This is a genomic window from Bradyrhizobium sp. CSS354, assembly GCF_029051725.1.
Taxonomy (GTDB): domain Bacteria; phylum Pseudomonadota; class Alphaproteobacteria; order Rhizobiales; family Xanthobacteraceae; genus Bradyrhizobium.
Genome location: NZ_JAACFU010000004.1, coordinates 151,539 through 176,875 on the forward strand (window position 1 = coordinate 151,539; position 25,337 = coordinate 176,875).

Sequence of the window (25,337 nt, forward strand, 5' to 3'; positions counted from 1 at the left end):
GTTCAGGATCTGAGCGAGTCCCGCGCCGTCTCCGGCGCCATCAGGGTTGCGACGATCGTGATGATCGAGAGCGCGATGATGTAGACCGACACCGCCCAATAGGAACCGGCCCACGCGAGCAACGCGGTTGCGATCAGCGGCGAGAAGCCGCCACTGAGCGCGGCGGCAACGTTGGCTCCCAGCGATGCGCCGCTGTAGCGCACCTGAGTGCGGAACAGCTCCGGCATGAAGGCAGCCTTCGGCCCGAACAGCAGCGCATGCGTCAGTGTCATCGTGACGACGAGCGCGAGCGTGATCAGGGCCGGCTCCCTGGTGTCGAGGAACCAGAACAACGGAAACGCCAACGCCACCGAGAACACGCCGCCGGCGAGATACAGCGCTTTGCGGCCGAAGATGTCGGACAGCCAGCCGGCGAGAGGCAGCGTCGCGAGCTCGACGAGTGCGGCATAGACCACCGCATTTAGGATCACCTGCCGCGGCAGGCCGAGCTGCGTCGTTGCATAGACCACGGTGAAGACAGTGAGGAGATAAGCGAGCCCGACTTCGGACACGGTGATACCGACCGCCAGCAGGAAGCTGCGCCAATCGCGGCGCAGGACTTCCAGCGCCGGCTGCGCCAGCACCTCCTTGCGCTCGAGCACCTCCTTGAAGTGCGGCGTCTCCGCGAGTTTCAGCCGCACGATGAACCCGACGCCGACGAGCAGGATGCTGATCAGAAACGGCACGCGCCAGCCCCAGCTCAGGAAGTCCGCTTCGGGCAGCTGCGTCATCAGACCAAAAATGCCGGTGGAGGCGGCGACGCCGACGGGGAAGCCGATCTGCACCAGGCTGCCGTAGAAGCCGCGGCGGTTGCCGGCGTGCTCGGCCACCATGACCACGGCGCCGCTCCACTCGCCACCGAGCCCGATGCCCTGGACGAAGCGCAAAATGACGAGGAAGATCGGCGCCCAGACGCCGATCTGGCTGTAGGTCGGCAGGCAGCCGATCAGGAACGTGCCCAGTCCCATCGCCATCATGGTCGCGACCAGCATCTTCTTGCGGCCGAGCCGGTCGCCATAATGCCCGATGATCGCGCCGCCGATCGGCCGCGCGACGAAGCCGACCGCATAGGTCGAGAACGCCGCCAGCGTGCCGACGAAGGGATCGAAGCTCGGGAAGAACAGCTTGTTCAGCACCAGCGCCGCCGCCGTGCCGTAGATCAGGAAGTCGTACCACTCGATCGCGGTGCCGAGCGCACTCGCCCACACCACATGCGCCGTCGTCGATTTCTCCCTCGCCGTGGAGATCCCCGATGCTGCCGTCATTACCATCCGCCCCAAAATTCCAGGTGGCATCATGGCTAAACGTTGTGGCGGTTGCAACTTGTGGGAGTGTCAGGTCTCCCCAAATCACGATGCGAGATTTTCGCGCCACTGCCTCCTCACCGTCGTCCCGGCGAAGGCCGGGACCCATAACCACAGGGAGGAGCTTGGCGAGGACCGGTGCTCCGGTACTGCGACCGCCCGGCAGCGATAGATCACGCGGTATGGGTCCCGGCCTTCGCCGGGACGACGTAGTCCTTATTCGCCATTGACAAACTCATTCGCCATTATCTAATTTATCTGCCAGAACAACCAGCCGCGCCAAGCGGCCCAAAAAGAGAGGGAACGACGATGAGAGGGCTTTTGGCCTGCGCCATGCTCGCGGCCATGACTTCGGTTGCCATGACCACCGTTGCGAACGCGCAAATCTCCGACGACGCGGTGCGGATCGGCGTGCTGACGGATCTGTCGAGCTGGGGCCGCGACAACAGTGGGCCGGGCTCCGTGGAGGCCGCGAAAATGGCGGTGGAGGAGTTCGGGCCCACCGTGCTCGGCAAGCCGATCGAGATCATCAGCGCCGACCACCAGATGAAGACCGACGTCGGCGTACAGATCGTGCGCGGCTGGTTCGACAACGGCAAGGTCGATACCGTCGTCGACATCCCAAATTCCGGCATCGCGATCGCCGTGCACAACATGGTGCGCGAGCGCAACAAGGTTGCGCTGCTCTCCGGCCCCGGCGCGAGTTCGCTGACCGACGAGCTTTGCAGCCCCAACACCGTGCATTTCACCTACGATACCTACGCGCTGTCAAAGGTGACGGCCTCCGCCGTGATCAAGGAAGGCGGAAAATCCTGGTACTTCATCACCGCCGACTACGCCTTCGGCCAGCAGCTCGAGAAGGACGCCACGCGCTTCATCAACGAGATGGGCGGCAAGGTTTTGGGTGGCGTGAAGCACCCGACCAATACGGCCGATTTCTCCTCCTTTGCACTCCAGGCGCAAAGCTCGAAATCGGACGTCGTCGCCTTCGCCAATGCCGGCCAGGACACCGACAATGCGATCAAGCAGTCGGGCGAGTTCGGCCTGGTCCAAGGCGGACAGAAACTGGTCGGCCTCTTGATGTTCGACACCGACGTGCATGCGATCGGCCTCAAATCCGCGCAGGGCACCTACATGACCACCGCGTCGTATTGGAACATGGACGAGGCGACCCGCGCATGGTCACGGAAATTCTACGAGCGCACCAAGGTGATGCCGACCATGATCCAGACCGGCGTTTACGGCTCGGTGCTGCATTATCTCAAGGCCATCAAGGCCGCCGGCACCGATGATCCCGCCAAGGCGATGGCCAAGATGCGCGAGCTGCCGATCGAGGATACATTCGTCCATGGCGGACGCTTGCGCGAGGATGGCCGCGTCATTCGCGACATGTATCTCGCCAAGGTGAAAACACCCGAGCAGTCCAAAGAACCCTGGGATTATCTGGAGATCATCAAGACGGTGAAGGGAGAGGACGCCTTCCGCCCGGTCTCCGAGTCCAAATGTCCGCTGCTGAAGAAGTGAGGCCCGCATGACCGGCAACGAGCGCAACGCAGGCGAAACCTATGAGTGCGATGTGCTCGTGGCCGGATCGGGCTGCTCCGGCATGTCGGCCGCTATCACCGCACGCTATCGCGGCCTCGACGTCCTGATCGTCGACAAGGAGCCGCGATTCGGCGGCACGACCGCGCGGTCCGGCGGCTGGTTGTGGATTCCCGGCACGTCGCTGGCAAAGGCTTACGGCATCGAGGACACGCCGGAGCAGGCGCGGACTTACCTGCGGCACGAAGCCGGCAACAACTTTGACGCCGCGCGGGTCGATGCGTTCCTGAGCGCCGGGCCCGAGGCGGTCGATTTTTTCACCAGCAAGACGGCGCTCCGTTTCGACATGCCGCTGGTGTTCCCGGACTACCACGCCGAGGCGCCCGGCGGCACCCAGGGCGGTCGTTCGATGGTGGCACGCCCGTTCGACGGCCGCGAGCTCGGCGGCCAGATCAAGACCCTCGGCATGCCCCTGCCCGAGCTGACCGTATTCGGCATGATGCTCGGATCCGGCAAGGACATCGTCCATTTCATGCGCGCGACGAAGTCGCTGACCTCAGCGGTCTATGTCGCAAAGCGCCTGTCGCGGCATCTGATGGACGTGCTGCGCTACGGCCGCGGCATGACGCTGACCAACGGCAATGCGCTCGCCGGGCGCCTCGCGAAATCCGCGCAGGACATGAAGATTCCGATGTGGCTGTCCGCGCCGGTACGCGAGCTGACGGTCGAGAACGGCACTGTCACCGGCGCCATTGTCGCCCGCGAGGGACGCGACGTCCGCATTCGTGCAAGACAAGGCGTCGTGCTCGCCTGCGGCGGTTTCCCGCATGATGTCGAACGGCGCAAGAAGATGTTCCCACACGCGCCGACCGGCAACGAGCACTTTTCGCCGGGACCGACCGGCAACACCGGCGACGGCCTCCGGCTTGCCGAGAACGCCGGCGGACACATCGAGGACCGCCTGCCGAACGCGGCAGCCTGGGTCCCGGTCTCGGTCACCAAGCGCAAGGACGGCTCAAACGGCGTGATGCCGCATTTCATCGACCGCGCCAAACCCGGCGTGATCGCGGTGATGCGTGACGGCAAGCGCTTTGCCAACGAGGGCAATTCCTATCACGACTTCGTCCAGGCCATGGTCAAGGCGGCGAAGCCCGGCGAGGAGATCGCGGCCTACCTGGTCTGCGATCACCAGACCCTGCGCAAATACGGCCTCGGCTGCGTACCGCCATTCCCGATGCCGCTGGGTCATCACCTCAAGACCGGCTATCTCATGCGCGGCGAGACGCTGGAGGCGCTCGCGGCAAAGGCGGGCATCGACAGCACGGCGTTCGTCGGAACCGTCAAGCAGTTCAATGCGACCGCACCACAGGGACATGATGCGGCCTTCGGCAAGGGCTCGAAGGCCTATAACCGCTACCAGGGCGATGCGCTGCACGGCCCGAACCCCTGCGTCGCCCCAATCGAGAACGGCCCGTTCTACGCTATCAAGATGGTAGTCGGCGATCTCGGCACCTATGCCGGCATCGTCACCGACGAGAATGCGCGGGCGCTCGATGCTGAAGGACGGGTGATTCCCGGGCTGTATGCCGCCGGCAACGACATGGCGAGCATCATGGGTGGCAATTATCCCGGCGCCGGCATCACGCTTGGGCCGGCGCTGACCTTCGGCTACATTGCCGGCCGTCATCTCGCCGACAGCGCCGCCAAGCGCAACGCGGCGTAAGCGAGCCGCACGCCAGGAGGCGCATGAAAAGAGAAAGCCGCGGCATCCAGTCGATCGAGGTCGGCGGAGAATTGCTCCGCGCGCTTGCGAGATGCGGCGAGCCGATGATGCTGCGCGATCTCGCGCGCGAGGCCGGCATGACGCCGGCCAAGGCGCATCCCTATCTCGCCAGCTTCTCCCGCATCGGCCTGATCGAGCAGGACGAGACCACCGGCCGTTACGAGATCGGCGCGCTGGCGCTGGAGCTCGGCCTGATCAGCCTGCGCCGCCTGTCCGGCGTACGCATCGCAGGACCGAAGATAGCGGCGCTCGCAAGTCAGATCGGGCATGCGGTCTCGCTCGCGGTCTGGGGGACGCACGGCCCGACCGTGGTGCAGCTGGAAGAACCCGGCCAGCCGGTGCATATCGTGATGCGGGCCGGTTCGGTGATGGCGCTGCTGGAGACAGCCACGGGCCGGGCTTTTGCCGCCTTCCTGCCGGAGAAAACCATCAACGCCGCACTCGAAAGCGGCCTCGATCGTCACGGCGTCGGCTACAATCCGAAACGCACCGTGAAAGGCGCGAAGCTCGCCGACATGCTCACCGAGGTCCGCAAGCACGGCCTCGCCCGCGCGCTCGGCGACCCCCTGCCCGGCGTCAACGCATTCTCAGCGCCCGTGTTCGACCATTCCGGCCATGTCGCGCTGGTGATCACCGCGATGGGGCCGGAAGGCACGTTCGATGCCCGCTGGGACAGCCCCATCGCCCACGCGCTAAGCGACTGCGCCGGCGGGATCTCGAAGCGGCTGGGTCACGGGATAACGGCTGCGGCGGAGTGAGGGGCTCGCTGCCTCATCCGACCTCCGCTGTCATGCCACGCGAAGGCGGGGCATCCAGTACGCCGCGGCACCTCGGTTCACCGCGGGCGTCTTGGCGTACTGGATCGCCCGGTCAAGCCGGGCGATGACAGAGAATGGGTCCGCCCTACTTGTCCCTCACCGGCACCGTGTAATTCAGGATCAACCGCCCACCATCCGGATAGATCGTCTGTCCCGTGATATACGACGCATCGTCGCTTGCCAGGAACGCCACGACGGAGGCCACCTCGCCCGGCTCGCCGCCGCGGCCGGCCGGCGTGCGTGACATTACGGTTTTGCGGGCATCCTCCGAGGTGTAGATGGACGATGCCACCATGTCGGTCAAAATCGTGCCCGGCCCGACAGCGACGACGCGAATATTGTGCGGAGCCAGCGCGACGGCGGCCACTGATGTGAGCTGCTTCATGCCGCCCTTGGACATGGCGTAGGTGGCAAGCGCCGGGATCGCCAGCAGCGCGTTCACCGAAGACATGTTGATGATGACTCCGCCGCCGCTACCTTGCGCAATCATCTGCTTCGCCGCCGCCTGCACGCCGAAGAACGCGCCCTTCAGATTGATGCCGATGATCTCGTCAAATTCTTCTTCGGAAATCTCCAGGAGGTCCCGGTTGCGGGCGACGCCGGCATTGTTGACCATGATGTCGAGCCGGCCGAACTCCTTTGCGGCAGTTGCGACCAGCTGGTCGACATCGGCGCGCTTTGCGACATTGCCGACGACAGTGCGCAAGGCCTCCGGCCGTCCGAGCTCGGCAGCCGTCGCGGCCAAGCCATCGGCATCGACGTCCGAGATGACGACTTTGACGCCGTCGTCCAGGAATCGTTTCGCGCAAGCCTTGCCGATACCGCGCGCCGCGCCGGTGATGGCGGCGACCTTGCCGGATAGTTTCATGGTCTCACTCCAGAGTATCTGCTTCGACAGCAGACTGTCGCCGGGCGAGAAACCCGGCTCAGGCCGCCGCGAAGCCGAGATGAGCACGGAACCGGTTCTTGATAAAGACAGCATCGCGCGAGGGCAGCGAGCGCGGCGGATTTTCGGCCAGTACCTTGATGACAAAAAGCCGCGGGCCATCGGCCGTCTCGTCGAGCTGCGTCGCCAGACGTGCCACCTCCTCGAGCGTCCGCACGGTTCCGGTCGCGGCAAAGCCGCAGGCCACAGCAATCGCGGTGAGATCGACGCCGCGCCCGGTGTGGCTGGCCTGCATCCCGGTCTCGCCAAAATGCTGATTGTCGATCACGACGATGTCGAGATTGCGCGGGCGTGCGACGCCGATGGTCGCCATGCCGCCGAGGCCCATCAATTGCTCGCCATCCCCGGTCAAGGCGAGGACGCGCTTTCCCGGCTGGGCCTGCGCGAGGCCAAGCCCGATCAGCGCGGCGCCGCCCATGGCGCCCCAGAGATAGAAATTGCCGTCGTGGTCGCCGACCGAATGAAGGTCATAGGTCGGCGAGCCGAGGCCGGAGACGACCAGCGTGTCCTTGCGATTCTTCAGGAGCGCGGCGACCGCGGCGCGGCGATCGAGTTGAGCTTGCATTGGCATCACCACTTCTTCTTGCCGATCAGGCGCTGCCCGATCAAAACGGCAATCTGCTGATCGGATTCGTAGGCAAGCGGCGCGGCCGATTCGACCGTCTCGATCAGATCCTCTCCTGTCTCCGCGCGCATCACCTTCAGGCCGATCGCCTCCAGCGAGGGCTGGGTAGCCCGGCTCATCGGCACCTGCCAGGGATTGAACTCGGCCCATTCGCCGCGCATCGTCACCAGCATCAGCAGTGGAAATCGTCCGATTGCCGACAGCGACAGCATGTTGATGCAATTGCCGACCCCGCTCGACTGCATCAAGAGCACGCTGCGCTGTCCACCGAGCCAGGCGCCTGCGGCGATGGCAACGCCCTCCTCTTCCGTCGTCAGCACGTTGGTGGTGACGTCGCGGTCGGCCGAGAACAGGCTGATGAGCTGGCTGTGGCCGGCATCGGGGACGTAGGACATCTGCCGCACGTCGGCGGCTTTCAGGATGCGGTAGAGCTCGGACGGCCAATCGTCTGCGCGCGTGTCGGGATTGGATTGAAGGCTGTGCACCGCTTGTCTCCGTGATTTCGAGCGGCACTCTAGCGATGTTCAGGCCCGAAAGCTCTGACCGTCTGGCGCGATCAGGTATCGAGGGATTGTATAGCTGCCTCTTCCACTGCCGGTGGGACAGCGCACGATGCGCATGGCTGCGCCCTCTCCCTTGCGGGAGAGGGCATCACCGCTGATAGATACAAACTCATTTGGGTGAGGGGTATCTCTCCGTGCACTCATCCGCATCTATATGCGCGGAGAGATACCCCTCATCCGGCGCTTCGCGCCACCTTCTCCCGCAAGGGGAGAAGACGCAAGTTGCAGCGTAGTCTGAGCGGGTGCTACACTTGCGCGTAAGCCCTTGAAATGCCATCTGAAAGTAGCTGACGCTATGCTGGCACTAGCAGCCGCTATGCCTCCGCTGTTTTTTACACTGGCGTGAAACCGAGGACGATTCGCCTATGCCCAAGCCCCGCAAGATCGCGCTGGAGACACCGACCGCGCGCGCCAAGCTCCCGCCGCGCAAGGCAAGCTACTTCGTTCGCGTCGCGCCAAACGTCGCGCTCGGCTATCGCAGAAACCAAAGCGGCTTCGGAACGTGGAGCGTGCGCTTCGCCGATGGCAGCCCGAACGGCTGGCTGCGAAAGTTCGGCACCGCCGACGATCTGGAGCCCGCCAACAATAAGAGCGTGTTCAATTACGATCAGGCGATAAAGCAGGCGCGCACGCTGGCGCGCGGTGATGCTGACACCGAGACCGACACGGCGAGCGGATTCGCGCCGATCAGCGTCGATGGCGCGTTGACCGCTTACGAGCGCGACCTCGAAACAAGGCAAAGCTCGATCTACAACGCGCGCATGCCGCGCAAGCATCTGACGCCCGCGCTGTTGATGAAGCCGGTCTCAATGTTGTCCGCGAACGAATTGAAGCGCTGGCGCGACGGCCTGATCGGCGGTGAGCTGGTGGACGCCTCGATCAACCGCATGCTGAAGTGCCTGCGTGCGGCCCTGAACCTCGCCGCCCGGCTCGACAAGCGCATCCAGAACAAGGATGCGTGGACGGACGGCCTCGAAAGCCTGTCCGATGCCGACAACGCCCGCAACGTCATTCTCACCGACAAGCAAGTGACGGCCTTCGTTCGTGCGTCCTACGCTCACGACGCCGCACTCGGTCTCTATGTCGATGTGCTAGCGGAAAGCGGCGCGAGGGCCTCGCAGGCCTCGCGGTTGCTCGTCTCCGATCTGATCGCTCATCCGAAAGCACCAAGGGTATCGATGCCCAAGGCGGGTAAAGGCGGCGCAAAGAACCGCACGAAGCAGAAAGCCGAACGCTACTCCGTAGCGATCTCGGAGCGGTTGGCGAACCGATTGAAGGTCGCTGCCGTGGGCCGAGCCGACGATGCGCCGCTGTTGGTGCAGGCTGACGGCACGTCATGGGGCGAGCGGCCGAACGACAATTATGGGGACGGCATCAGCGCCGTCGTCGCGAACCTCAAATTCGGCTCGGAGGTCACGATGGGCGCACTAAGGCACAGCAGCATCGTTCGCGCGTTGCTGAAGGGCATTCCGGTCCGGGTCGTCGCGGCAAGTCACAACTCATCGACGGTGCAGATCGAACGAACCTACAGCAAGCATATCCTCGATCACGCCGACGATCTGCAGCGACGGGCTCTGCTCGACCACGACGAACCCGCAGACAACGTCGTCGCACTGGCGAGCTGACGCGAGACTTCGTATCAACGAACTCTTGAACCCGGTGCTGCGAGGCACCGGGTTTTTCGTGCGCCGACGGCGTTTCACCAAGAGTTGAACGGTCAAAACGTCCTGTTCGTTTCACTGCAATGATTAGCGCTTAGTGGCGCTTAATTTTCGCTGTTCTCCTCCACGGACCGAGCGGTAGCTTACCGGTAGCATCCATCTAATGGAGTCGCCGCCATGGCTCGCGTAAAGACTGGTCAAAAGCCCCGCGCCAACGCGAAGGAAAAGCTTGCGGAGGCGAAGGCCGAGCAGGCGAAGCGGCCGGTTGAACGGACGATGTACACGATTCCGGAGTTTTGCGAGGCGCACAACATCTGCCTCGATTCGTACTACCGCATGCAGCGCACCGGCACCGGCCCGGTGGTCAAGAAGATCGGACAGTCCACCCGGATCAGTGTCGAAGCCGCCAGAGCGTGGCGCGAGGCGGCGGGGAAGGCCGAGACGCAGAAAGAGCACCCTGCGCGCGGGGCCGGCAACACGGCCGCCAGCGCCGAGGCCTGAGAACATGAAGATCATTCGAGGCAAACCAGCGAAGGGCAAACCGCCCAAGATCATCTGCACTGGCTGCGGCGCCCGCGCGCGCGAGGCCGGCGTCGCCGTTGACGACGCGGCGATTGGGCGCGGGTCCGATGTCGCCTCCATGATGATCGAAGAGGATGACATGCAGCCGCTGTGCGAGGCGTGCCTCGCTGCACTGGAGCGTGCCGAGATCGCGAGCACGCGGGAGCGGATGCAGTAAGCAACAAGCGTCCCCGGACGACATCGTCCGGGCAGAACTACTCACTGGCGGGCAAGCCGAACGTCCCCACTGGGGACACTGCGGACCTGACGACGAGATCGATCAGGCACCGCTGCGAATGAAAAAGCGAACCGCCCCGGAAGGGGGCTACCGGGGCGGCGCGTCATTCGCATGGGTTTGCATCGTCACTGTACGCCTTGGACAGGCGGTGACGGTGTAGCCCAAAAAAACCGGGCTCGCAATTATGCCGATCACCGACGCCAAGAACCTCAACACCATCCGCGCCGCCTTCATGCGCCGGGCCAGTGCGCCGCACGTCAACGCACTCGCGCTGAAGCTCGCCTACCTGATCGCCTTCAAGTTCATGGACAGTGCCACCGGCACCGCCCGGCCTTCGCAGGATACTTTGGCGCGAGACCTAGCCGTCTCAGTCCGGACGGTGCAGCGCCTGCTCGACCTCTTGATTCCGTTGGGCCTCGTCATCGTTCCCGGCCACGGACCGGGCCGGGCCGCCACCTACTGGATCGACCCGGATAAGGCGACACCAGTGTCGCCTATAAACACGACACCAGTGTCGCCTATTGGTGGTCGAAAAGGCGACAACCGGCGACAGAATACACGACATCCGGCGACAAAATACACGACACCGGTGTCGCCCCCTCTTAAGAAGAATCTCCAAGAAGAAGAACCAAGGGAAGAATATATATCCGAGCCCCCCGATTTTGCTGCGCCAGATTCGAAGGGGGACGCGCGGTCGAAGGGCGAACCAAAAGCCAGCGAAACCCATGACGACAAAAAAAATGGCGTCAAGGATTTCGCCCCCACCTTTCCCGAATTCTGGCTCGCCTATCCCAAGCGCGTCGCCAAGGCGCAAGCCGAGAAGGCGTTCGCCGCCGCGATCAGGCGAGGCGCCGACCCGGCCGCGCTGATCGATGGCGCCAAGCGCTACGCCAACGAACGCGCTCGCCAAGATCCGAAGTTCACCAAGCACCCGGCGACGTGGATCAACGCTGAGTGCTGGCTCGATCAATCGTTTTCCCATGATGGGAAAACAATCGACCAGCACGGCAACATCATCGACACGCCGCGACCGCGACGACGTTCACAGGAGGAGATCGACGCCGAGGCGGAGGCCCAGATTCTCGCCGACAACGCTCATTGGAGTTCACGGCGATGAGCGAGCTGATCAGAATCCCCGGCGGCGGTGTCGCGGTTCGCCCGACCAAGAAAGCCGGCCATGCGCTGATCGCGGCCACGCTCGACGCGGTGCATCCGCCGCTGTCCGTCGCAGGCCAATGCCGCAACGAGTTGCGTGGCGAGCTGGAGCGCGTCAGGGATGGTTTGCATCGTTACGATTTGCCGGCTGCGAAGGCCAACCACGCCAAGATGCTTCAGCGCGCGGCGCTGGTCAGACAGGCTCATGTCGCGCTGCTCGCGGTCGCCTATCCCCACATCGTCAGGACGCCGACGATCACGCCCGAGATCGCGCTGGCGATGGTGGGCGTGCTGTTTCGCGGCGTCGGCAGAGCGAAGGGTGTCGAGGCCAACGCGCTTACCGCGAGCTGCGTCGCGATGTTCGATCCGCGCTCCGACCTCGTCGGCGCCGCAACCGAACTCTGGACGCCGGTCTCAACTCATCCGGTGGTGCTGGCGCTGGCCGTTCAGAAGCTGCAATTCAATACGATCTTCACTTCAACCGCCGAGCTGCGCACCGCGATGCAAGAGGCGCGCAGCAGCGTCGTCTGGCTCGTGCAGGCCACCGAGCGCTGGCTCGATCTGCTACGCACCAGCGACCGGCTCCTGTTCGAACATGATCGCGCCGCGTGGGATCTCGCCTATTCGAACGTCGGCGCCGATGTCGTGCTCACGATGCAGGACCCTGATGAAGCCGGTTACGAGGGCGACGACGAATGCGCGCCCGAACCAGCCGCGCCGCGCTGGACTGCGCTGGAGGCGATACGGCTGGCGAGGTTGAGCGAATAACGACCGCGCCGGCCGGATGCCGGCGGCACGAGAGGGAGACGACCGATGTTTGCTCTATTGCAATTCGTTCAATGGGGTGGCGAGAGAGACGACGACGAATGGACTGTGTTGCACGCCGAGTATGTCCAAGTCGTCAAGATCGATTCCTCGAAGGAGAAGCTGCAAGAATACGCTGCCGCCTATAGCTACAGGTTCTATGCCGCCGCCAACGACCTTGACGACGCCTTGGACGCTCTGGAGGTCGATGGCCGCGTCGCGTCCGACGAGGAGTATCAGCGGCTGCATGACACGTTCAGCGACCAATACAGGGTCAGTGGCACGCTGATCTCGGACATGACATTTCACATCGTGGAGGTGCAGGATGGTGGCGACAATGACGACGAAGCCGACGACGCTCCGGCTCCGCTTGTTGGTGGCGCTGTCCGCTAATGCTCCACCGTCCGCCATCCCGCCGCCGCACACGCGCCAGCCAGCGTGAGCAGTGGCGGGCTGCGAAGCGCCGTCAGCGTCAGCGCGAGACCGAGGGCATCAAGCGCTCGACGATCACCTACGACGCGGTCGTGATCGAGGCGGTGATCGCGCAAGGCGAGGATGCCCGGATGAGCGAGGACGAGGCCGGGAAGCAGTCGCGCAATCGGAAGAAAGTCGCGGCGATCTTGGCCGATGTCGTCGAGAAATGGGCGCGGACCTATCTCGCCGAACGCGCTCGACGTCATGCATGACACACCGCCGGGTCCGGCTGGCGTAAGATGCCCGCCATGACCGAGATCCGCCCCAGAAGTTTCATGCCACCGACGCGCGACGCGCTCGCGTCAGAATGGCGTCGTGAGTTCGTTCGCGACGCGACCATCAAAACGCTGGCGCGGATGCGCAAGACCTCCGCCGACGAAGTGCGGCTGGAGCTGCGCAGCCCCGTCTCGCCGATGAAAGCCGCCGATTTTCCGGGCGATACCGTCGCTGCGCTGATGACGCTGGCACCGGAGAGCGCGCTTGCCGAGATCCTCGCTCTGGCCGTCAAAGTCGATCTGAGCGGCGTGTCGCAGTTCTCTTTTCCGTTGCCGGGCAGTTTCAGCAGCGCCGTGTTTGTCGAGGAGGGATTCCCGATCCCGGTCGGGCAAGGCGTGTTCGAAGGTCTCCTGATCGGGCCGATCAGGAAGGTGGCCATGATCGGCGCGCTGTCGAACGAATTGGAAAACTATTCTGCGCCGGTCGCCAGCGTGGTGATCTCGCATGTCATCAAGATCGCGGTGGGTGACGGTGGCGCCAAGGTGTTGCTCTCTGCCGATGCGGCCACCGCTGCCGCGCCCGCCGGCCTGTTGAACGGCGTTGCGCCGCTGGCTGCAGGCGCGTCGATCTCCGACGATCTGACCGCCCTGATCAGCGCCATTGCCGGCGCCGGCATCGACACCAAGAACGTCGCGTTCATTGCTGCGCCAGAGCAGGCCTTGGCGTTGCAGACGCAGCCGTGGCCGAATTTCAAGCACAAGGTCATCGAGGCCAAGACGTTGGCCGCCGGCACCATCATCGCTATCGCGCCCGATGGCTTTGTCGTTGCCGGCGAAGGCGTGCCGGTGATCGAGACCAGCAAGTCGACGGTGTTGCACATGGCGGAGCCGGCCGAACAGATCGCGACGCCGGGCGCGCCGGCCACCATCGCTGCGCCCGTGGTCTCGATGTTTCAGACCGATTCGTTCGCGCTGAAGTGCATCGCGAGGCTGACGTGGAGCGCGGCGCCGGGTGCGGTGGCGTGGATCGATAGCGTGGCATGGTGAAGCATCATGGATGATCGCGCCCGAGCAATCCTGAACAAGGCCCGCGAGACGCTGGCGAGAATCGCCGACATCAAGGTCGAGCATCGTGTCCACGACGACGACGGATTTCTCTCGCCGTGGTCGCGCACCATGCCGACGAGGCCGCGGCCTCCGACCATCGATGAGGTTCGGCAGATCGTCCGCGACGAGATTGCCGGGCAACCGCGCGCCATGGAGCCTGCAGCCATCGAGGCGCTGGTCGAGCGCGTGCTGCGTGAAAACTCGGTGGTGACACCGAACGCCATCGCACCGATCCTCCACGAGCTGCGCCAACAGTTGCGCGCCGAGATCCGGAGCGCAGTCGGCGAGCGACAAGCCGAGGAGTTTTTTTATCTCGATGACGCCGGCAACAAGCAGGACGCCGATTTGCATAACCCGATCTTGCGCGCCGTCGATTACCCGATCGACGAAAAGATCATGGCGCCGATCCGCGCGCGCAATAGGGCGAAGCATGTGGCCGAGCGTGAAGCCAAGCGGGCACGGTCAGCGCGCGTCATTGATCTGCCGAATCCGTTGGCGCTGCGAGGCCGGCATGGATGATCCCAACTCCATCATGATCAGCAACCTGTCGGCGTGGGGTCATGTTGCCGAGCTGCAGACCGGGACCGTCGAGCTTGCGCTGTTGAAGCTCGCCGCTCGCCAGCCCATCCCGGACTTGCCTCTCGATGACGCCGAGCAGCGTTCGGACGTCCTGCTTGTGCAGCTTCTCGTCGAGCGGGACCACTTCCGTCGAGCACTCGCTTTGGTTGAGCAGCTCCTTGGGACCGATCAGCCGGGATGAGCCGACGCCAGCCCGCTGCGGAACCGCTGGCTTAAACCCAGTAGAAATGTTCTCTTGGGTTCCGGGCTCTTGTGTTGGGTTTCGGACCTATCCGAGGTGGCGAATAATGCAATGAGATCAAGTGGTTATGGTTCTGTGCCATCGTCCGGAATCGTTCAATCGGATCAGGATGTTACAGCCGAGCGAGGTCGAGGCCGTAGGAAGCCCGTCCTTGCGTTGGACCGATGCCGGATGATGCGGAGGCGCAGCAGTAGCCGCAGAACGCGCCTGCGGGGCTGGCTGGCCCGTCTATGCGCAAGCGGGGCCGGGGGGACCTCCCGTTTTTGCCGGTGGTAGCATTTTCCCGCGCGGCGGCGCACGGAACTTGCTACCACCCGTAGTAGGTGTTCCCCGGAGATGGAACTTTTAGCAGTGGAAACGGAGAAGATCCTTCTCCAAGCACTTTGGAACCCGGTTTCGGCGGTTTACAACCCGCGCGATCATCCTATGGTCCCCGGATCAAGGGAGTCAGACCCAGTGCCCCGCCAAGCCGCCGCCGCCCAAGGATTCGCCGCCAACGGTTCGACCCGGTCGCAGATCGTGCCGCCGGCCGATCTCAACGAACTGGAGAAGGCCGAGTTCGTCAACGTCGTTCTGGGCTCCCCGCCCTCGCACTTTTTGCCGGCCGACATCGCTACCATTGCCGCCTACGCCCGTGCCGTGGTCGCCGAGCGACGCGCAGCCGCTGAGCTGGACGCCGCGCCTGTCATCAGCAGCCCCAACGGGGACCGGCCATCGCCATGGCTCCCGGTGTGGCTGGGAGCGCTCAGGGCCTGCACGACACTGGCGCGACGGCTGAACATCAACCCGGCCGGTCGCGTGGCCACGAAGCCCGCCGAGCCGGAGCCGCCGCGCTCGTACTACGAACGCCAGCGCCTGCTGGAGCCCCGGTCCGATGATGAACCAAACTGATCAGGACGCGCTGACCCGCTCGCTGGCGATCTGCCGCACCGAGTGCGCTGCGCGCGCCCAACAGCTCGATGCCATGCTCGCTGAAAGGCCTTGGCTGGATGTAGCCAGGTTTGCGAGCTACTGCTCGCAAACCGCTTCGCTGAGCCTTGATCCATGGGAAACGCCGCCATGCTCGATTTCCGACATCGACGCCGCTCTGAAAGCGGCGGACAATGCGCGTGGCATTCGCAATGCAGCACGGCTGCTGCAGAAAATGACGACGCTTGGTCTATCGCGCTTCGAGCCCGATCCGTTACTCGCGATAAGAGGCCCCGGGGAAACTGGGTATCCGTGATGACTAAAGCATTGACGTATCGGGGAGGCCTAGCTTCTCGCAATACTCCATCAAAGGGGGGTGATCATCGGGCACACCAAAGAACTCTTCGTTAGTTGGCTGACCGTTCCATAGACGCGGGGCAAGGGGCACGTTGGTGCGGTTACTATGAAGCTGCTGTATGGGCCCGACCCTCCGGATGGCCAAGGACGGGTCGCGAACGAAGAGAACTTTTTTACCGACCTTCGGCGGCGTAACGTCTACAAGTACCCCATCCGGATTTTGCCAAACGCTGTGGAAGTCACCAATAATCACGTCCGCGCCATCCTGCGAGTATTTCCACAGAGCCCAACCGTGAACACGGAGCCCTCCGCGCTTTAAAGCTATGTCTTTCGCGGACACATGGCAGAAATCGGGGCCATAACCTTCTCCGACGTCCTCGTATTCCAAGTAAACGGGCTTCTGAAGCTTCCAAAGCTTCAGAAAGTCGAGCACGGCCTGATCCTTCTCTGACGTGGGCATTGTCGGTTGCATTACTGCCTCCGCGATCTGTGAGTTTGGCCGCAAAACCTAGCCGTGGATGGGTCGCCGCTGCGCTCCGATGCTCGCTGTCGGGCCGCTGCACCCGCAATTCACAGCCGCGTCTTTTCCAGTGCAGTGCAAGCTCGTTACAACTTCCAAGGTGGCCAGTATCGTGCGTTGATGTCAATGATTCGGAATAGAGGGCTATAGAGGCTTATGTCAAAGCAAGTGGTTCCTGCACTCGGGCTGGACTCCTTTTCCTGCCCGCATGTTAACTGCGGCGCGATTGCTCATCAGACTTGGTTCAAACTCTTTGCCGACCGCTATGGCCCGGACGATGGCAAGCCGTGGCTACCTAGTCATGCAGACATAGAGAAATTTAAACGCAACAAGGAATATGGGCGGGAATTCATTGCGTTCTTCGAAAAGTTCGCGAACCGGGAAGTGTTTCTCGAAACGCATGAGAACTCGACTCACTTGCGGACCGAACTGATCAATGTTTGCGTCAGCAAATGCTTCAGTTGCGGGGGGCTATCTGTCTGGCGAGCCGACGAGCTGATCTATCCATTAAATCAGGTCGTGATCGAACCAAATGAAGGAATGCCGCCCGACGTGAAAGCCGATTTTCTAGAGGCAAATGAAATCGTCGATAAATCCCCTAGGGGAGCCGCCGCTCTGCTCCGCTTGTGCGTCCAAAAACTGATGGTTCATTTGGGTGAAAAGGGCAAGAACATAAACGACGACATCGCCAGTTTGGTTCAGAAGGGGCTAGACACTCGAATTCAGAAGGCTCTCGACGTGGTTCGTGTCGTGGGCAACGGCGCTGTGCATCCGGGTCAGATCGACTTCGAGGACGACAAAACGATTGCAAGCAAGCTGTTCGGTCTGGTGAATGTGATCGTCGAGTCGCAGATTACGCAGCGGAGGCACATTGAGGAAATGTTTGCGGAGATCGTTCCCGAATCGATCAAGGAACAGATCGAGAAGCGTGATGCGCCGAAGCAGATCGAAAAGAAGTGAGGCATTTGAAAGCGGGCTTTCGCTCGCTCCGACCGGATACGGAAAACGGTAATGGACAAGTTTGCCGACGCCCTGATGAAGTTCAGCGGGTCTCTGGTTGCGCAGTACAACACTGTATTCGAGCATCACGGAAACTCGGGCGACTCACGAGAAAGCGCCGTCCGCGAATATCTTCGCAAGGTCATGCCATCTAACTTTGGTTTTTCGAAAGGTGAAATGTTCGACTCCGCTGGCAACAATTCTGGCGAGGTCGATTTGATAATTTATGACTCAGTGTTTTCACCTATATTCAGCGATGGATCGGGTAAGATTCTAGCGCCATTCGCGTCGTGCTTCGGTGCCATCGAGTGTAAATCGACCTTGACGACTGCCGAACTGAGGGACTGTGCGCGAAAGATAGAAAAATATCGCTCGATGAAGCGTAGTTCTAAAATCACTAATGCAGCGCAGTTGCTCCCCTACGTGCGCATTGACGCGAGCCCACCGATGACAATCAGCGAGTCTTACAACGTCCCACTATTTGGCATTTTCGCATTCGATAACAAGATCGCGTTTGATACGCTCTTGAACACGTTAAGGCTCGATGTAGCCATTGACTACATCGTGGTGCCCGGAAAATTCTTTTATCTCGCTAGGACGACCCCGTGGCTCCAGCAGCTTGGTACCAGTCACGTAATTGCAGAAACGGAAAACGCTGTCGCCGTCTGGATCATGTATCTGCAGGCAATGCTTAGTCGGATCAAGCTGATTGGCATTGATACCACCAATTTGCTGGAGCGGCTGACCACCGGCATTCCCACGCATCGATTGCAGTTTGGACCAGCGGATCGCAATGGGCAGACGTCCTCAGACTAATTTTACTCCGATCTTTTGGATTCAATGAAGCCACGCAAAGCCATCTTAGTCTGCTACCTGTGCGGAGAGGCACTTCGCAGCCCGCGAGACGATGATCACGTCCCGCCGAAACAGTTTTACGCCCGATCCCTCAGAAAAAAATACAAGACCACTAATCTGCTAACGCTCCCAACGCACCGCGATTGCAACAACGCTTGGAAGCTAGATGAAGAGTATTTTGTCCAGAGCCTTCTGCCATTCGTGCGCGGATCGGAGGCGGGTGATGCGCTGTGGCGTTACTCATTTGACAAATTCCACAAAGGGCAAGGCGTCGCCTTGGTCATGCAGGTAAAACAGGAGTTCATGCGGAAGGTCGGTGGGGTGATACTTCCAGCCAACGTCATCGCCAAGCGGTTTGACGCGGACCGCCTGCACGACGTGCTGTGGAAGATCATTCGCGGCTTGCACTTCCACGACACCCAAGAGGTGTGGCCGGATCGCTGGACCCTCGCGGTAACTATCACGCTACCCGGACAGCAACCTCCCGACTCTTTTTTGGCACTGACCCACGACGGTCTTTTGAAAACGCGTGGCCCTTATCCGGGTGTGTTCGCCTATAGCGACCACGTATTCCCCGATGTGAACAATCTGCATTTTTGGGCGATGTTGCTTTGGGATAGGATAGTCGTTACCGCTGCATTTCATGATCCCCAGTGCGAGTGCGAACACTGCGCCTTTATCGGTCCGGTGTTTCCAGAACCGCTAAGCGGAACGCGGTTGCTGTGAGCAGTAGCTATCAGCCCCGCCTCTACCAGACAGCGGACGACCCAACGCGGATCAGAGGTGCGTCGGATGCGCGGCCAACATGCGCGAGATTTCAATCGCAACTTACGTCAAATACGAAGTCGGCGCGCTCTACAGGCCTCCACCGAGCGTGGTAATCGATCAGTTCGCCAGTCAGTCCCAAATCATCGTCGATAATGTTGCCGGGCTCATCGGTCGTGGAAAACGCTTTGCGGAGCGCCCGCTCATTCTCCTTCAGTTCGTCGGCGGGCCTCTGGGCCATGCATAGCTCTTCTTCGTGCCAAATCCCGGAGTTACGACTAAGACGGCGCACGTAGACGAGCACCTCCACGTCAAAGCCGCAGCGATGAGCGACCCCCAGCAGGCAGACTCCCTCAATTACCATCGGTGAGCGGGAGGCTGAAATTGCTGCTTTTAACTCGTCGCCGCGAATGTGCAGAATGTAGCCATTCTGTTTTCTGGTGAGATGATCATCCAGCGAAATCACGCTGCCTCCCAAGCGGTCTGCCAATTCGCGGGCCAGCGTGCTTTTGCCAACGCCGTCCATGCCATCTAGGCCGATGCAAAGGCTTCCGCCGTTCTGTGATCGGAGGTTTTCGAGTCTGGCGACCAGCTCTTCCCGTGACGTCAGCGGCTCGCTGCGCATCGATCCCCTCGCAGTGTCAGCAGAATTTCGGCTTTTTACACTAGCTATACACTCGAACGAATGTCGATTGATATTGCTAGGGTATTTCCGCTATTGACTTTCCCGCAAGGGGAGAAGGAAGAGGAGCCATCGGCAGCTTCTCGAGCTCTAGCCAAACCGACGCGGCCGCAGTCCGGCATGAAACCAGGTGATCATGGAATAGATGTCATAGACGGGCAGTCCAACTTCGGCCTGCAAAGCTGCCGCATAGGGCGGCATGTTGGTGCATTCCAGCACGATCGCGCCGACATCCGGGTTCCTGGCGACCAGCTCCTTGCCGGCCTCGACCACGTCACGTTCGGCTTGCGCGATGTCCATGTCGTCCTTCTCGGCTTTGATCAGGACGCGGAAGAATTCCTTGCCGCGCTCGGTGCCGACCAGCGGCGTATCGAGCGGCACGCCGGCACCTGCGAGATGGGCCGGCGTCAAGGTCGAACCGGATACCGTGACGAGGCCGACGCGCTTGCCCGGCGGCAAGGTCGCCTGCACCCACGGCACCTGCATCAGTGACGAGGTCGCGACGGGAACGCCGACCGCGGCTGCGATCTCTTTCTGGAACAGCGAGAGGAAGCCGCAATTGGTGGTGATGGCTTCGGCCCCGAGCCGCACCAGATCCTTTGCCGCATCGATGAAATCCGGGAGCAGACCGGCGGCGCCCTTCAACACCACCTTCTCCGGCGAGGCACCGCTCACCACGCGGTAGAGCACGGGAAATGGCCAGGTGGTGCCGTTGCCCATGTCGCCGGGAATGCGGGGAAAGCGCGCCTCCAGCATCAGGATGCCGAGCGGCGCTCCATAGATGGCCTTGCCGCCGCGGGCGATTCGGGAGGACGAGTTGGCTGGAGCGGTCATGATGCGGTCTCAGAGAAAACGATCGGGCGAAAACGGCGCGAGCGGAATTTCCGGCGACTTGCCGCTCAGAAGCTGGGCGACGAGACGACCAGTGCGCGCCGAGCCGACCAGGCCGATATGGCCGTGGCCGAAGGCATAGACGATGTCGCGCGAGGCCCGCGCGTAACCGATGCAGGGACGTCCGTCCGGCATGCTCGGCCGATGGCCGAACCAGGTCTTGATACGCGAAGCCGGAATGTCCGTCGGCAGTTTTGGGAACATGCTGAAGAGGTTGTTGCGCAAAATCTCGGCGCGCTTCCAGTTCGGCTCGGCCTCGAGGCCTGCGATCTCGACCGTGCCAGCGGCGCGCAAACCCTTGTCGGTCCAATTCACCACCATCTTCGCATCCGAGGCCATCATCGAGCTGCGCGGGCCCGTTTCCGGATTCTCGATCATGACGTGATAGCCGCGCTCGGTCTCCAGCGGCAGCGGATCGCCGACGGACGCCGTGAGCCGCTTTGAATGCGCACCGGCGGCAATCACCGCGGCATCGCACGCAATCTCGCCGGTCTCCGTGACGACGGCGACTAACTTGCCGTCGTTGAGTCTGAGGCCTGTCGCCTTGTTCCGCACGAGCTTGGCGCCGCTTGCCAGCGCATGTTGCGCGAGGGCCGCGACATAGGCTCCGGGGTCGCGGCAGCGCCCGGCCTCTTCCACCACCACGCCGAAAGTGTAGCGCGGATGCAAATCGGGCTCGCGCTGACGCATCTCGTCGGCCGAAAGCTCCAGCCATTCGACACCAACGCGTTTGCGCACGCGCCAGCCGAGATCATTGTCGAAATTGCCGCGCGACGGGAAGACATGCATCACGCCGTTACGCTCGATCAATTCAGGAACGCCCGCCTCCTCCGCGAGCTTCTTGTGCAGCAGTGGCGCGTCCTTCAGAAGGTCGCGTAGCGCAAATGCCGTCGTCTCGACCCGCGCCTCGGTCCAGCCCGAGAGCAGATATTTGATCAACCAGGGCAGCACCTTCGGCAGATAAGACCAGCGGATCGCGAGCGGTCCAAGCGGATCCAACAGATAGAAGGGCACCTTCTTCCAGACGCCGGGCTCGGCCGGCGGGATCACCGAATGCGAGGAGAGCCAGCCGGCATTACCGTAGCTCGCCGCCTGTTCGCCACCGGGCTCGCCCGGATCGATTAGCGTGACGCGATGGCCCTCGCGTAGCGCTTCGATGGCGCTGATCACGCCGACCGCGCCAGCACCGATGATGGCGACGTGGCGGCCCTCCGACATCGCTTAGGCCTTCACCGCAGGGGCAAAGTCCTTGCCGACCGACATCGCCCGCGGATCGATGATGCAGTGGAGGATCGACGGCTTGCCCGAGGCGAGCGCACGCTCGAACGCCGGCGCGAACTCTTCCGTGCGCTCGACGCGCTCGCCGTGGCCGCCGAACGCTTTCGCGTACATCGCGAAATCCGGGTTCTTGAGCTGGGTGCCGACCACGCGACCGGGATAGTCGCGCTCCTGGTGCATGCGAATGGTACCGTATTGCGCATTGTCGACGACGATAACGACGAGGGCTGCATCGTACTGCACGGCGGTCGCGAATTCCTGCCCGTTCATCAGGAAGCAGCCGTCGCCGGCGAACGCGATAACGGTGCGATCCGGATATTGCCGTTTCGCGAGCACCGCCGCCGGCACGCCATAGCCCATCGAGCCCGAGGTCGGCGCGAGCTGCGAGGCAAAGCTGTGGAAGCGATGATGGCGATGAATCCAGCCGGCGTAGTTGCCGGCACCGTTGCAGACGATGGCGTCCTTGGGCAGGCGATCGCGCAGCCAGGTCATGACTTGGCCATACTGGAACGTGCCCGGCAGCTCGCGCGCCTTGTCGGTCCAGGCGAGATAATCGGAATGCGCCTTGGCGGCCTCGCCCTTCCAGGCGACTGCGCCGGCGGACTTCAGCGTCTCGACCGCGGCCGCGAACGCGGCGGGCGTGGCTTGTATCGCGAGTGCCGGCTGATAGACGCGGCCGAGCTCTTCCGAACCCGGATGCACGTGGATCAGCTTCTGCTGCGGAGTCGGAATATCGAATAGCGTGTAGGACGAGGACGGCATCTCCGACATACGGCCGCCGATCAACAGAATGACGTCGGCGCCGTCGATGCGCGCCTTCAGGCCCGGGCTCGGGCCGATGCCGAGATCGCCGGCATAGTGCGAGTGATCGGCGTCGATCAGCGACGCGCGGCGGAACGAGGTCGCGACCGGCAGGTCGAACCGCTCGGCAAAGCGCGCGATGCTCCTGGTCGCCTCATCGGTCCAGCGCGAGCCGCCGAGAATGACGAGCGGCGCCTTGGCGCTGGCAAGCATGGCGCCAACGCGCTCGATATCGGCAGGCGCCGGCCAGCTCACCGCCGGCTCGATCCGCATGGCGTCCGCAACGGCAGCAGTCTCGGTCAGCATGTTCTCGGGCAACGAGATCACGACGGGACCGGGACGGCCCTGCATGGCGACGCGGAAGGCGCGCGCGACCAGTTCCGGAATCCGGTCGGGACGATCAATCTCGACCGCCCATTTCGCCATGGTGCCGAACACCGCCTTGTAGTCGAGCTCCTGGAACGCCTCGCGCTCGCGCATGCCGGTGTCGACCTGACCGACGAACAGGATCATCGGCGTGGAATCCTGCATCGCGATGTGGACGCCATGGCTGGCATTGGTGGCGCCGGGGCCGCGGGTGACGAAGCAGATTCCGGGGCGGCCGGTGAGCTTGCCATACGCCTCCGCCATCATTGCGGCCCCCCCTTCGGCGCGGCAGATCATGACGTCGATCGGGCTGTCGTGCAGCGCGTCGAGCGCCGCAAGGTAGCTCTCGCCCGGCACGCAGGTGACACGCTCGACGCCTTGCGCGACGAGCTGATCGATCAGGATCTGGCCCCCGGTGCGGGTGTTGCGAATGGTCATGACGGCTCCCTCAAGGCTTTGGCGATGCGTTTCGCAGCTTCGCGAAAAATTTTGTTCCGGGCTGGCGTAGGACAGCCGGAAACAAGGTGCAAGGCCGAAACCGCTGCCCGGCATTACGGCCTCGTCATGCCTCTCCGGCAAATAGCGGCGGCAGCCATGCCTCTCTCGGACGTCGACCGGGGAGCAGGCCCCCTTGCCATCATGCCCCTTTGCGCTGCCGCGCGCTCGCCAGCAGCACCAGCATGAACGAGGCCGCCGTCATCAGTGTCGAGATCGCGGCGATGGTCGGGTCGATCTCGTCGCGGAGCGCGGTGAACATGCGCTTGGTCAGCGGCTGATACTGGCCGCCGGAGATGAACAGCGCGACGATGGTCTCGTCCATCGCCGAGATGAAGGCGAAGATGCCGCCTGCGACCACGCTGGACTTGATCTGCGGCAAGGTCACCGCGAAGAAGCTGCGCAGGCGGTTCATGCCGAGGCTGCGTGCGACCATCTCCTGCGCTGGATCGAAGCTTTGCAGGCCCGCCAGCACCGAGATGATGACGTATGGCAGACCCAACATGACGTTTGCCAGTACCAGGCCCGGCAGCGTCGCGACCAAGCCGACTTTCGCATAGAGGAAGAAGATGCCCACCGCGGTGATGATGATCGGCACGACCAGCGGCAACAGCAGCATCATGTGGATCAGCCGCATGATGCGCAGCTTCGACTGGTTGATGGCGTAGGCGGCGGCGACGCCGAGCGGCGTTGCGATAACCACCGTCAGCAGCGCGACCGTCAGCGTCACCCGCGTCGCCTGCATCCAGGCCGAGTTGGAGAAATACTGCTGATACCAGCGCAGCGAGAACGACGGCGGCGGAAAGGTCAGAAAGCGGGCGCTGGAGAAGGAGATCGGCGCGATGATCAGCACCGGCAGGATCAGGTAGACCAGCACCAGCGCGCTGACCGCATAAAGGGCAATCCGGGCGGGGGACAATCGCGTCATTTCTGCCCCAAGATGCGGTCGAGCGAAATGAAGCGGCTGGCGACGGCGAAGATCGCGAGCACGCTGACGAGCAGCACGACGGCGACCGCGCTCGCAGCGCCGAACTGGTTGTAGAGCTCGACATTGCGGCTCACCAGCATCGACACCATCACCGTGCGGCCGCCGCCGAGCAGTTCCGGCGTGATGTAGAAGCCGAGACAGAGCACGAACACCATGGTGCAGCCCGCGAGCACGCCCGGCAACGACAGCGGCAGGAAGACGCGGGCGAAGGTCAGCGACGGGCTCGCCCCCAGGCTGGCGCCGGCCTGCATGAGATCGCTCGGGATCTTCTGCATGGTGGCGTAGAGCGGCAGCACCATGAACGGCAGCAGGATGTGTACCGTCGCAACCACCGTGCCGAAGGTGTTGTGCACCAGAGCAAGCGGTTCGCCTGTCACGTCGAGATAACGCAGCAACTGGTTGATCACGCCGGTGCGCTGGAGCAGCGCCAGCCAGGCATAGGCCCGCACCAGCACGCTCGTCCAGAATGGCAGCACGACCAGCGACAGGATGAGGATGCTCCACCCTTTCGGCATCGAATTGGCGAGATATGCCACGGGATAGCCAAGCAGCAGCGCGATTCCCGTGACCACGAGGCTGATCTCGAAGGTCAGCGCAAAACTGCGCCAGTAGATGTCTTCGGTGAAGACGCGGCGATAATTCTCCAGCGTGAAGCCGTCATGGTAGATTGACTGCCAGCCCAGCCAGCCGACCGGCAGCACGATCAGAGCCAAGATCACCAGCAGCGCCGGCGATACCAATGCCAGCATCAGCGCATGCTCGCGGCGCTGATGCTT

General features: G+C 62.7%; 29 protein-coding genes. 18 read left to right on the forward strand and 11 right to left on the reverse strand.

The genetic code is table 11. The annotated features are described in order from the left end of the window. Positions 1 to 2 precede the first annotated feature (2 nt). The gene (locus GWG67_RS10665) at positions 3 to 1,304 is read right to left on the reverse strand and encodes an MFS transporter (protein ID WP_275169312.1); all 1,302 of its coding nucleotides are present in this window, start codon (positions 1,302 to 1,304) and stop codon (positions 3 to 5) included. 348 nt (positions 1,305 to 1,652) lie between these two features. Here GWG67_RS10665 and GWG67_RS10670 point away from each other — a divergent pair, with 348 nt between their 5' ends. The 3 genes from GWG67_RS10670 to GWG67_RS10680 are packed head-to-tail and all read left to right on the forward strand — an operon-like array spanning position 1,653 to position 5,426. Beyond that, positions 1,653 to 2,867 carry an ABC transporter substrate-binding protein gene (locus tag GWG67_RS10670; RefSeq protein ID WP_275169313.1) on the forward strand — a complete coding sequence of 405 codons (1,215 nt, stop codon included), beginning with the start codon at positions 1,653 to 1,655 and terminating at the stop codon, positions 2,865 to 2,867. Between the two features lie 7 nt (positions 2,868 to 2,874). After that, positions 2,875 to 4,608 carry an FAD-dependent oxidoreductase gene (locus GWG67_RS10675; RefSeq protein WP_275169314.1) on the forward strand — a complete coding sequence of 578 codons (1,734 nt, stop codon included), beginning with the start codon at positions 2,875 to 2,877 and terminating at the stop codon, positions 4,606 to 4,608. 23 nt (positions 4,609 to 4,631) lie between these two features. Beyond that, positions 4,632 to 5,426, forward strand: coding sequence for an IclR family transcriptional regulator (locus GWG67_RS10680; RefSeq protein WP_275169315.1), 795 nt, complete (start codon positions 4,632 to 4,634; stop codon positions 5,424 to 5,426). A gap of 145 nt (positions 5,427 to 5,571) precedes the next feature. Here the strand turns inward: GWG67_RS10680 and GWG67_RS10685 are convergent, their stop codons facing one another. From GWG67_RS10685 to GWG67_RS10695, 3 genes are read right to left on the reverse strand one after another with little or no spacing between them, the layout of a single operon-like run. Continuing rightward, the gene (locus GWG67_RS10685; RefSeq protein WP_275169316.1) at positions 5,572 to 6,354 is read right to left on the reverse strand and encodes an SDR family NAD(P)-dependent oxidoreductase; all 783 of its coding nucleotides are present in this window, start codon (positions 6,352 to 6,354) and stop codon (positions 5,572 to 5,574) included. A 58-nt stretch (positions 6,355 to 6,412) separates the two neighbouring features. Further along, entirely contained in the window at positions 6,413 to 7,003 is a 591-nt protein-coding gene (locus GWG67_RS10690) for a thiamine pyrophosphate-dependent enzyme (RefSeq protein ID WP_275169317.1), read from the reverse strand. Beyond that, positions 7,003 to 7,542: a thiamine pyrophosphate-binding protein gene (locus GWG67_RS10695; protein ID WP_275169318.1), complete on the reverse strand. Its 540-nt coding sequence runs from the start codon at positions 7,540 to 7,542 to the stop codon at positions 7,003 to 7,005. The genes GWG67_RS10690 and GWG67_RS10695 overlap by 1 nt, the downstream gene beginning before the upstream one ends. 443 nt (positions 7,543 to 7,985) lie before the next feature. Here GWG67_RS10695 and GWG67_RS10700 point away from each other — a divergent pair, with 443 nt between their 5' ends. The 12 genes from GWG67_RS10700 (at position 7,986) to GWG67_RS10755 (ending at position 15,880) form a co-directional block, all read left to right on the forward strand. Beyond that, a complete protein-coding gene (locus tag GWG67_RS10700; protein WP_275169319.1) occupies positions 7,986 to 9,245 on the forward strand; it encodes a site-specific integrase in 1,260 nt (419 codons plus the stop codon). A gap of 213 nt (positions 9,246 to 9,458) precedes the next feature. Next, positions 9,459 to 9,782 carry a hypothetical protein gene (locus GWG67_RS10705; RefSeq protein ID WP_275169320.1) on the forward strand — a complete coding sequence of 108 codons (324 nt, stop codon included), beginning with the start codon at positions 9,459 to 9,461 and terminating at the stop codon, positions 9,780 to 9,782. Positions 9,783 to 9,786: 4 nt separating this feature from the next. Further along, entirely contained in the window at positions 9,787 to 10,020 is a 234-nt protein-coding gene (locus GWG67_RS10710) for a hypothetical protein (protein ID WP_275169321.1), read from the forward strand. Between the two features lie 244 nt (positions 10,021 to 10,264). After that, positions 10,265 to 11,197, forward strand: a complete 933-nt coding sequence (locus tag GWG67_RS10715; RefSeq protein ID WP_275169322.1) for a helix-turn-helix domain-containing protein — start codon at positions 10,265 to 10,267, stop codon at positions 11,195 to 11,197. Continuing rightward, complete coding sequence (locus GWG67_RS10720) at positions 11,194 to 12,003, forward strand: hypothetical protein (protein WP_275169323.1); 810 nt, start codon at positions 11,194 to 11,196, stop codon at positions 12,001 to 12,003. The genes GWG67_RS10715 and GWG67_RS10720 overlap by 4 nt, the downstream gene beginning before the upstream one ends. 45 nt (positions 12,004 to 12,048) lie before the next feature. Continuing rightward, positions 12,049 to 12,432 carry a hypothetical protein gene (locus tag GWG67_RS10725; protein WP_275169324.1) on the forward strand — a complete coding sequence of 128 codons (384 nt, stop codon included), beginning with the start codon at positions 12,049 to 12,051 and terminating at the stop codon, positions 12,430 to 12,432. Next, on the forward strand, positions 12,432 to 12,725 hold the full coding sequence (locus GWG67_RS10730; RefSeq protein WP_275169325.1) for a hypothetical protein: 294 nt from the start codon (positions 12,432 to 12,434) through the stop codon (positions 12,723 to 12,725). Before GWG67_RS10725 ends, GWG67_RS10730 begins: the two co-directional genes overlap by 1 nt. A gap of 36 nt (positions 12,726 to 12,761) precedes the next feature. Beyond that, positions 12,762 to 13,775, forward strand: coding sequence for a hypothetical protein (locus GWG67_RS10735; protein WP_275169326.1), 1,014 nt, complete (start codon positions 12,762 to 12,764; stop codon positions 13,773 to 13,775). A gap of 6 nt (positions 13,776 to 13,781) precedes the next feature. Then, positions 13,782 to 14,354, forward strand: coding sequence for a hypothetical protein (locus tag GWG67_RS10740; protein ID WP_275169327.1), 573 nt, complete (start codon positions 13,782 to 13,784; stop codon positions 14,352 to 14,354). Continuing rightward, on the forward strand, positions 14,347 to 14,595 hold the full coding sequence (locus GWG67_RS10745; RefSeq protein ID WP_275169328.1) for a hypothetical protein: 249 nt from the start codon (positions 14,347 to 14,349) through the stop codon (positions 14,593 to 14,595). Before GWG67_RS10740 ends, GWG67_RS10745 begins: the two co-directional genes overlap by 8 nt. A gap of 516 nt (positions 14,596 to 15,111) precedes the next feature. After that, positions 15,112 to 15,546, forward strand: coding sequence for a hypothetical protein (locus GWG67_RS10750; protein WP_275169329.1), 435 nt, complete (start codon positions 15,112 to 15,114; stop codon positions 15,544 to 15,546). Then, entirely contained in the window at positions 15,530 to 15,880 is a 351-nt protein-coding gene (locus tag GWG67_RS10755; RefSeq protein WP_275169330.1) for a hypothetical protein, read from the forward strand. The genes GWG67_RS10750 and GWG67_RS10755 overlap by 17 nt, the downstream gene beginning before the upstream one ends. A gap of 3 nt (positions 15,881 to 15,883) precedes the next feature. Here the strand turns inward: GWG67_RS10755 and GWG67_RS10760 are convergent, their stop codons facing one another. Next, positions 15,884 to 16,393, reverse strand: coding sequence for a hypothetical protein (locus GWG67_RS10760; RefSeq protein ID WP_275169331.1), 510 nt, complete (start codon positions 16,391 to 16,393; stop codon positions 15,884 to 15,886). A 204-nt stretch (positions 16,394 to 16,597) separates the two neighbouring features. Between GWG67_RS10760 and GWG67_RS10765 the strand changes: the two genes are divergently transcribed. The 3 genes from GWG67_RS10765 to GWG67_RS10775 are packed head-to-tail and all read left to right on the forward strand — an operon-like array spanning position 16,598 to position 19,021. Continuing rightward, entirely contained in the window at positions 16,598 to 17,401 is an 804-nt protein-coding gene (locus tag GWG67_RS10765; RefSeq protein ID WP_275169332.1) for a DUF4145 domain-containing protein, read from the forward strand. A gap of 51 nt (positions 17,402 to 17,452) precedes the next feature. Next, positions 17,453 to 18,256, forward strand: coding sequence for a DUF6602 domain-containing protein (locus tag GWG67_RS10770; protein WP_275169333.1), 804 nt, complete (start codon positions 17,453 to 17,455; stop codon positions 18,254 to 18,256). 24 nt (positions 18,257 to 18,280) lie between these two features. Beyond that, positions 18,281 to 19,021: a hypothetical protein gene (locus GWG67_RS10775; RefSeq protein ID WP_275169334.1), complete on the forward strand. Its 741-nt coding sequence runs from the start codon at positions 18,281 to 18,283 to the stop codon at positions 19,019 to 19,021. A gap of 91 nt (positions 19,022 to 19,112) precedes the next feature. Here GWG67_RS10775 and GWG67_RS10780 read toward each other — a convergent pair whose 3' ends face one another. The 6 genes from GWG67_RS10780 to GWG67_RS10805 all read right to left on the reverse strand — a co-directional run bounded on the left by GWG67_RS10780 (position 19,113) and on the right by GWG67_RS10805 (position 25,310). Further along, positions 19,113 to 19,685 carry a hypothetical protein gene (locus GWG67_RS10780; RefSeq protein WP_275169335.1) on the reverse strand — a complete coding sequence of 191 codons (573 nt, stop codon included), beginning with the start codon at positions 19,683 to 19,685 and terminating at the stop codon, positions 19,113 to 19,115. Positions 19,686 to 19,832: 147 nt separating this feature from the next. Then, complete coding sequence (locus GWG67_RS10785; RefSeq protein WP_275169336.1) at positions 19,833 to 20,576, reverse strand: aspartate/glutamate racemase family protein; 744 nt, start codon at positions 20,574 to 20,576, stop codon at positions 19,833 to 19,835. 9 nt (positions 20,577 to 20,585) lie between these two features. Then, complete coding sequence (locus GWG67_RS10790; protein ID WP_275169337.1) at positions 20,586 to 21,851, reverse strand: FAD-binding oxidoreductase; 1,266 nt, start codon at positions 21,849 to 21,851, stop codon at positions 20,586 to 20,588. Positions 21,852 to 21,854: 3 nt separating this feature from the next. After that, positions 21,855 to 23,516, reverse strand: coding sequence for a thiamine pyrophosphate-binding protein (locus GWG67_RS10795; protein ID WP_275169338.1), 1,662 nt, complete (start codon positions 23,514 to 23,516; stop codon positions 21,855 to 21,857). A 199-nt stretch (positions 23,517 to 23,715) separates the two neighbouring features. After that, positions 23,716 to 24,501, reverse strand: a complete 786-nt coding sequence (locus GWG67_RS10800) for an ABC transporter permease (RefSeq protein WP_275169339.1) — start codon at positions 24,499 to 24,501, stop codon at positions 23,716 to 23,718. Further along, positions 24,498 to 25,310, reverse strand: coding sequence for an ABC transporter permease (locus GWG67_RS10805; protein ID WP_275169340.1), 813 nt, complete (start codon positions 25,308 to 25,310; stop codon positions 24,498 to 24,500). Before GWG67_RS10805 ends, GWG67_RS10800 begins: the two co-directional genes overlap by 4 nt. Between the last annotated feature and the right edge of the window lie 27 nt (positions 25,311 to 25,337).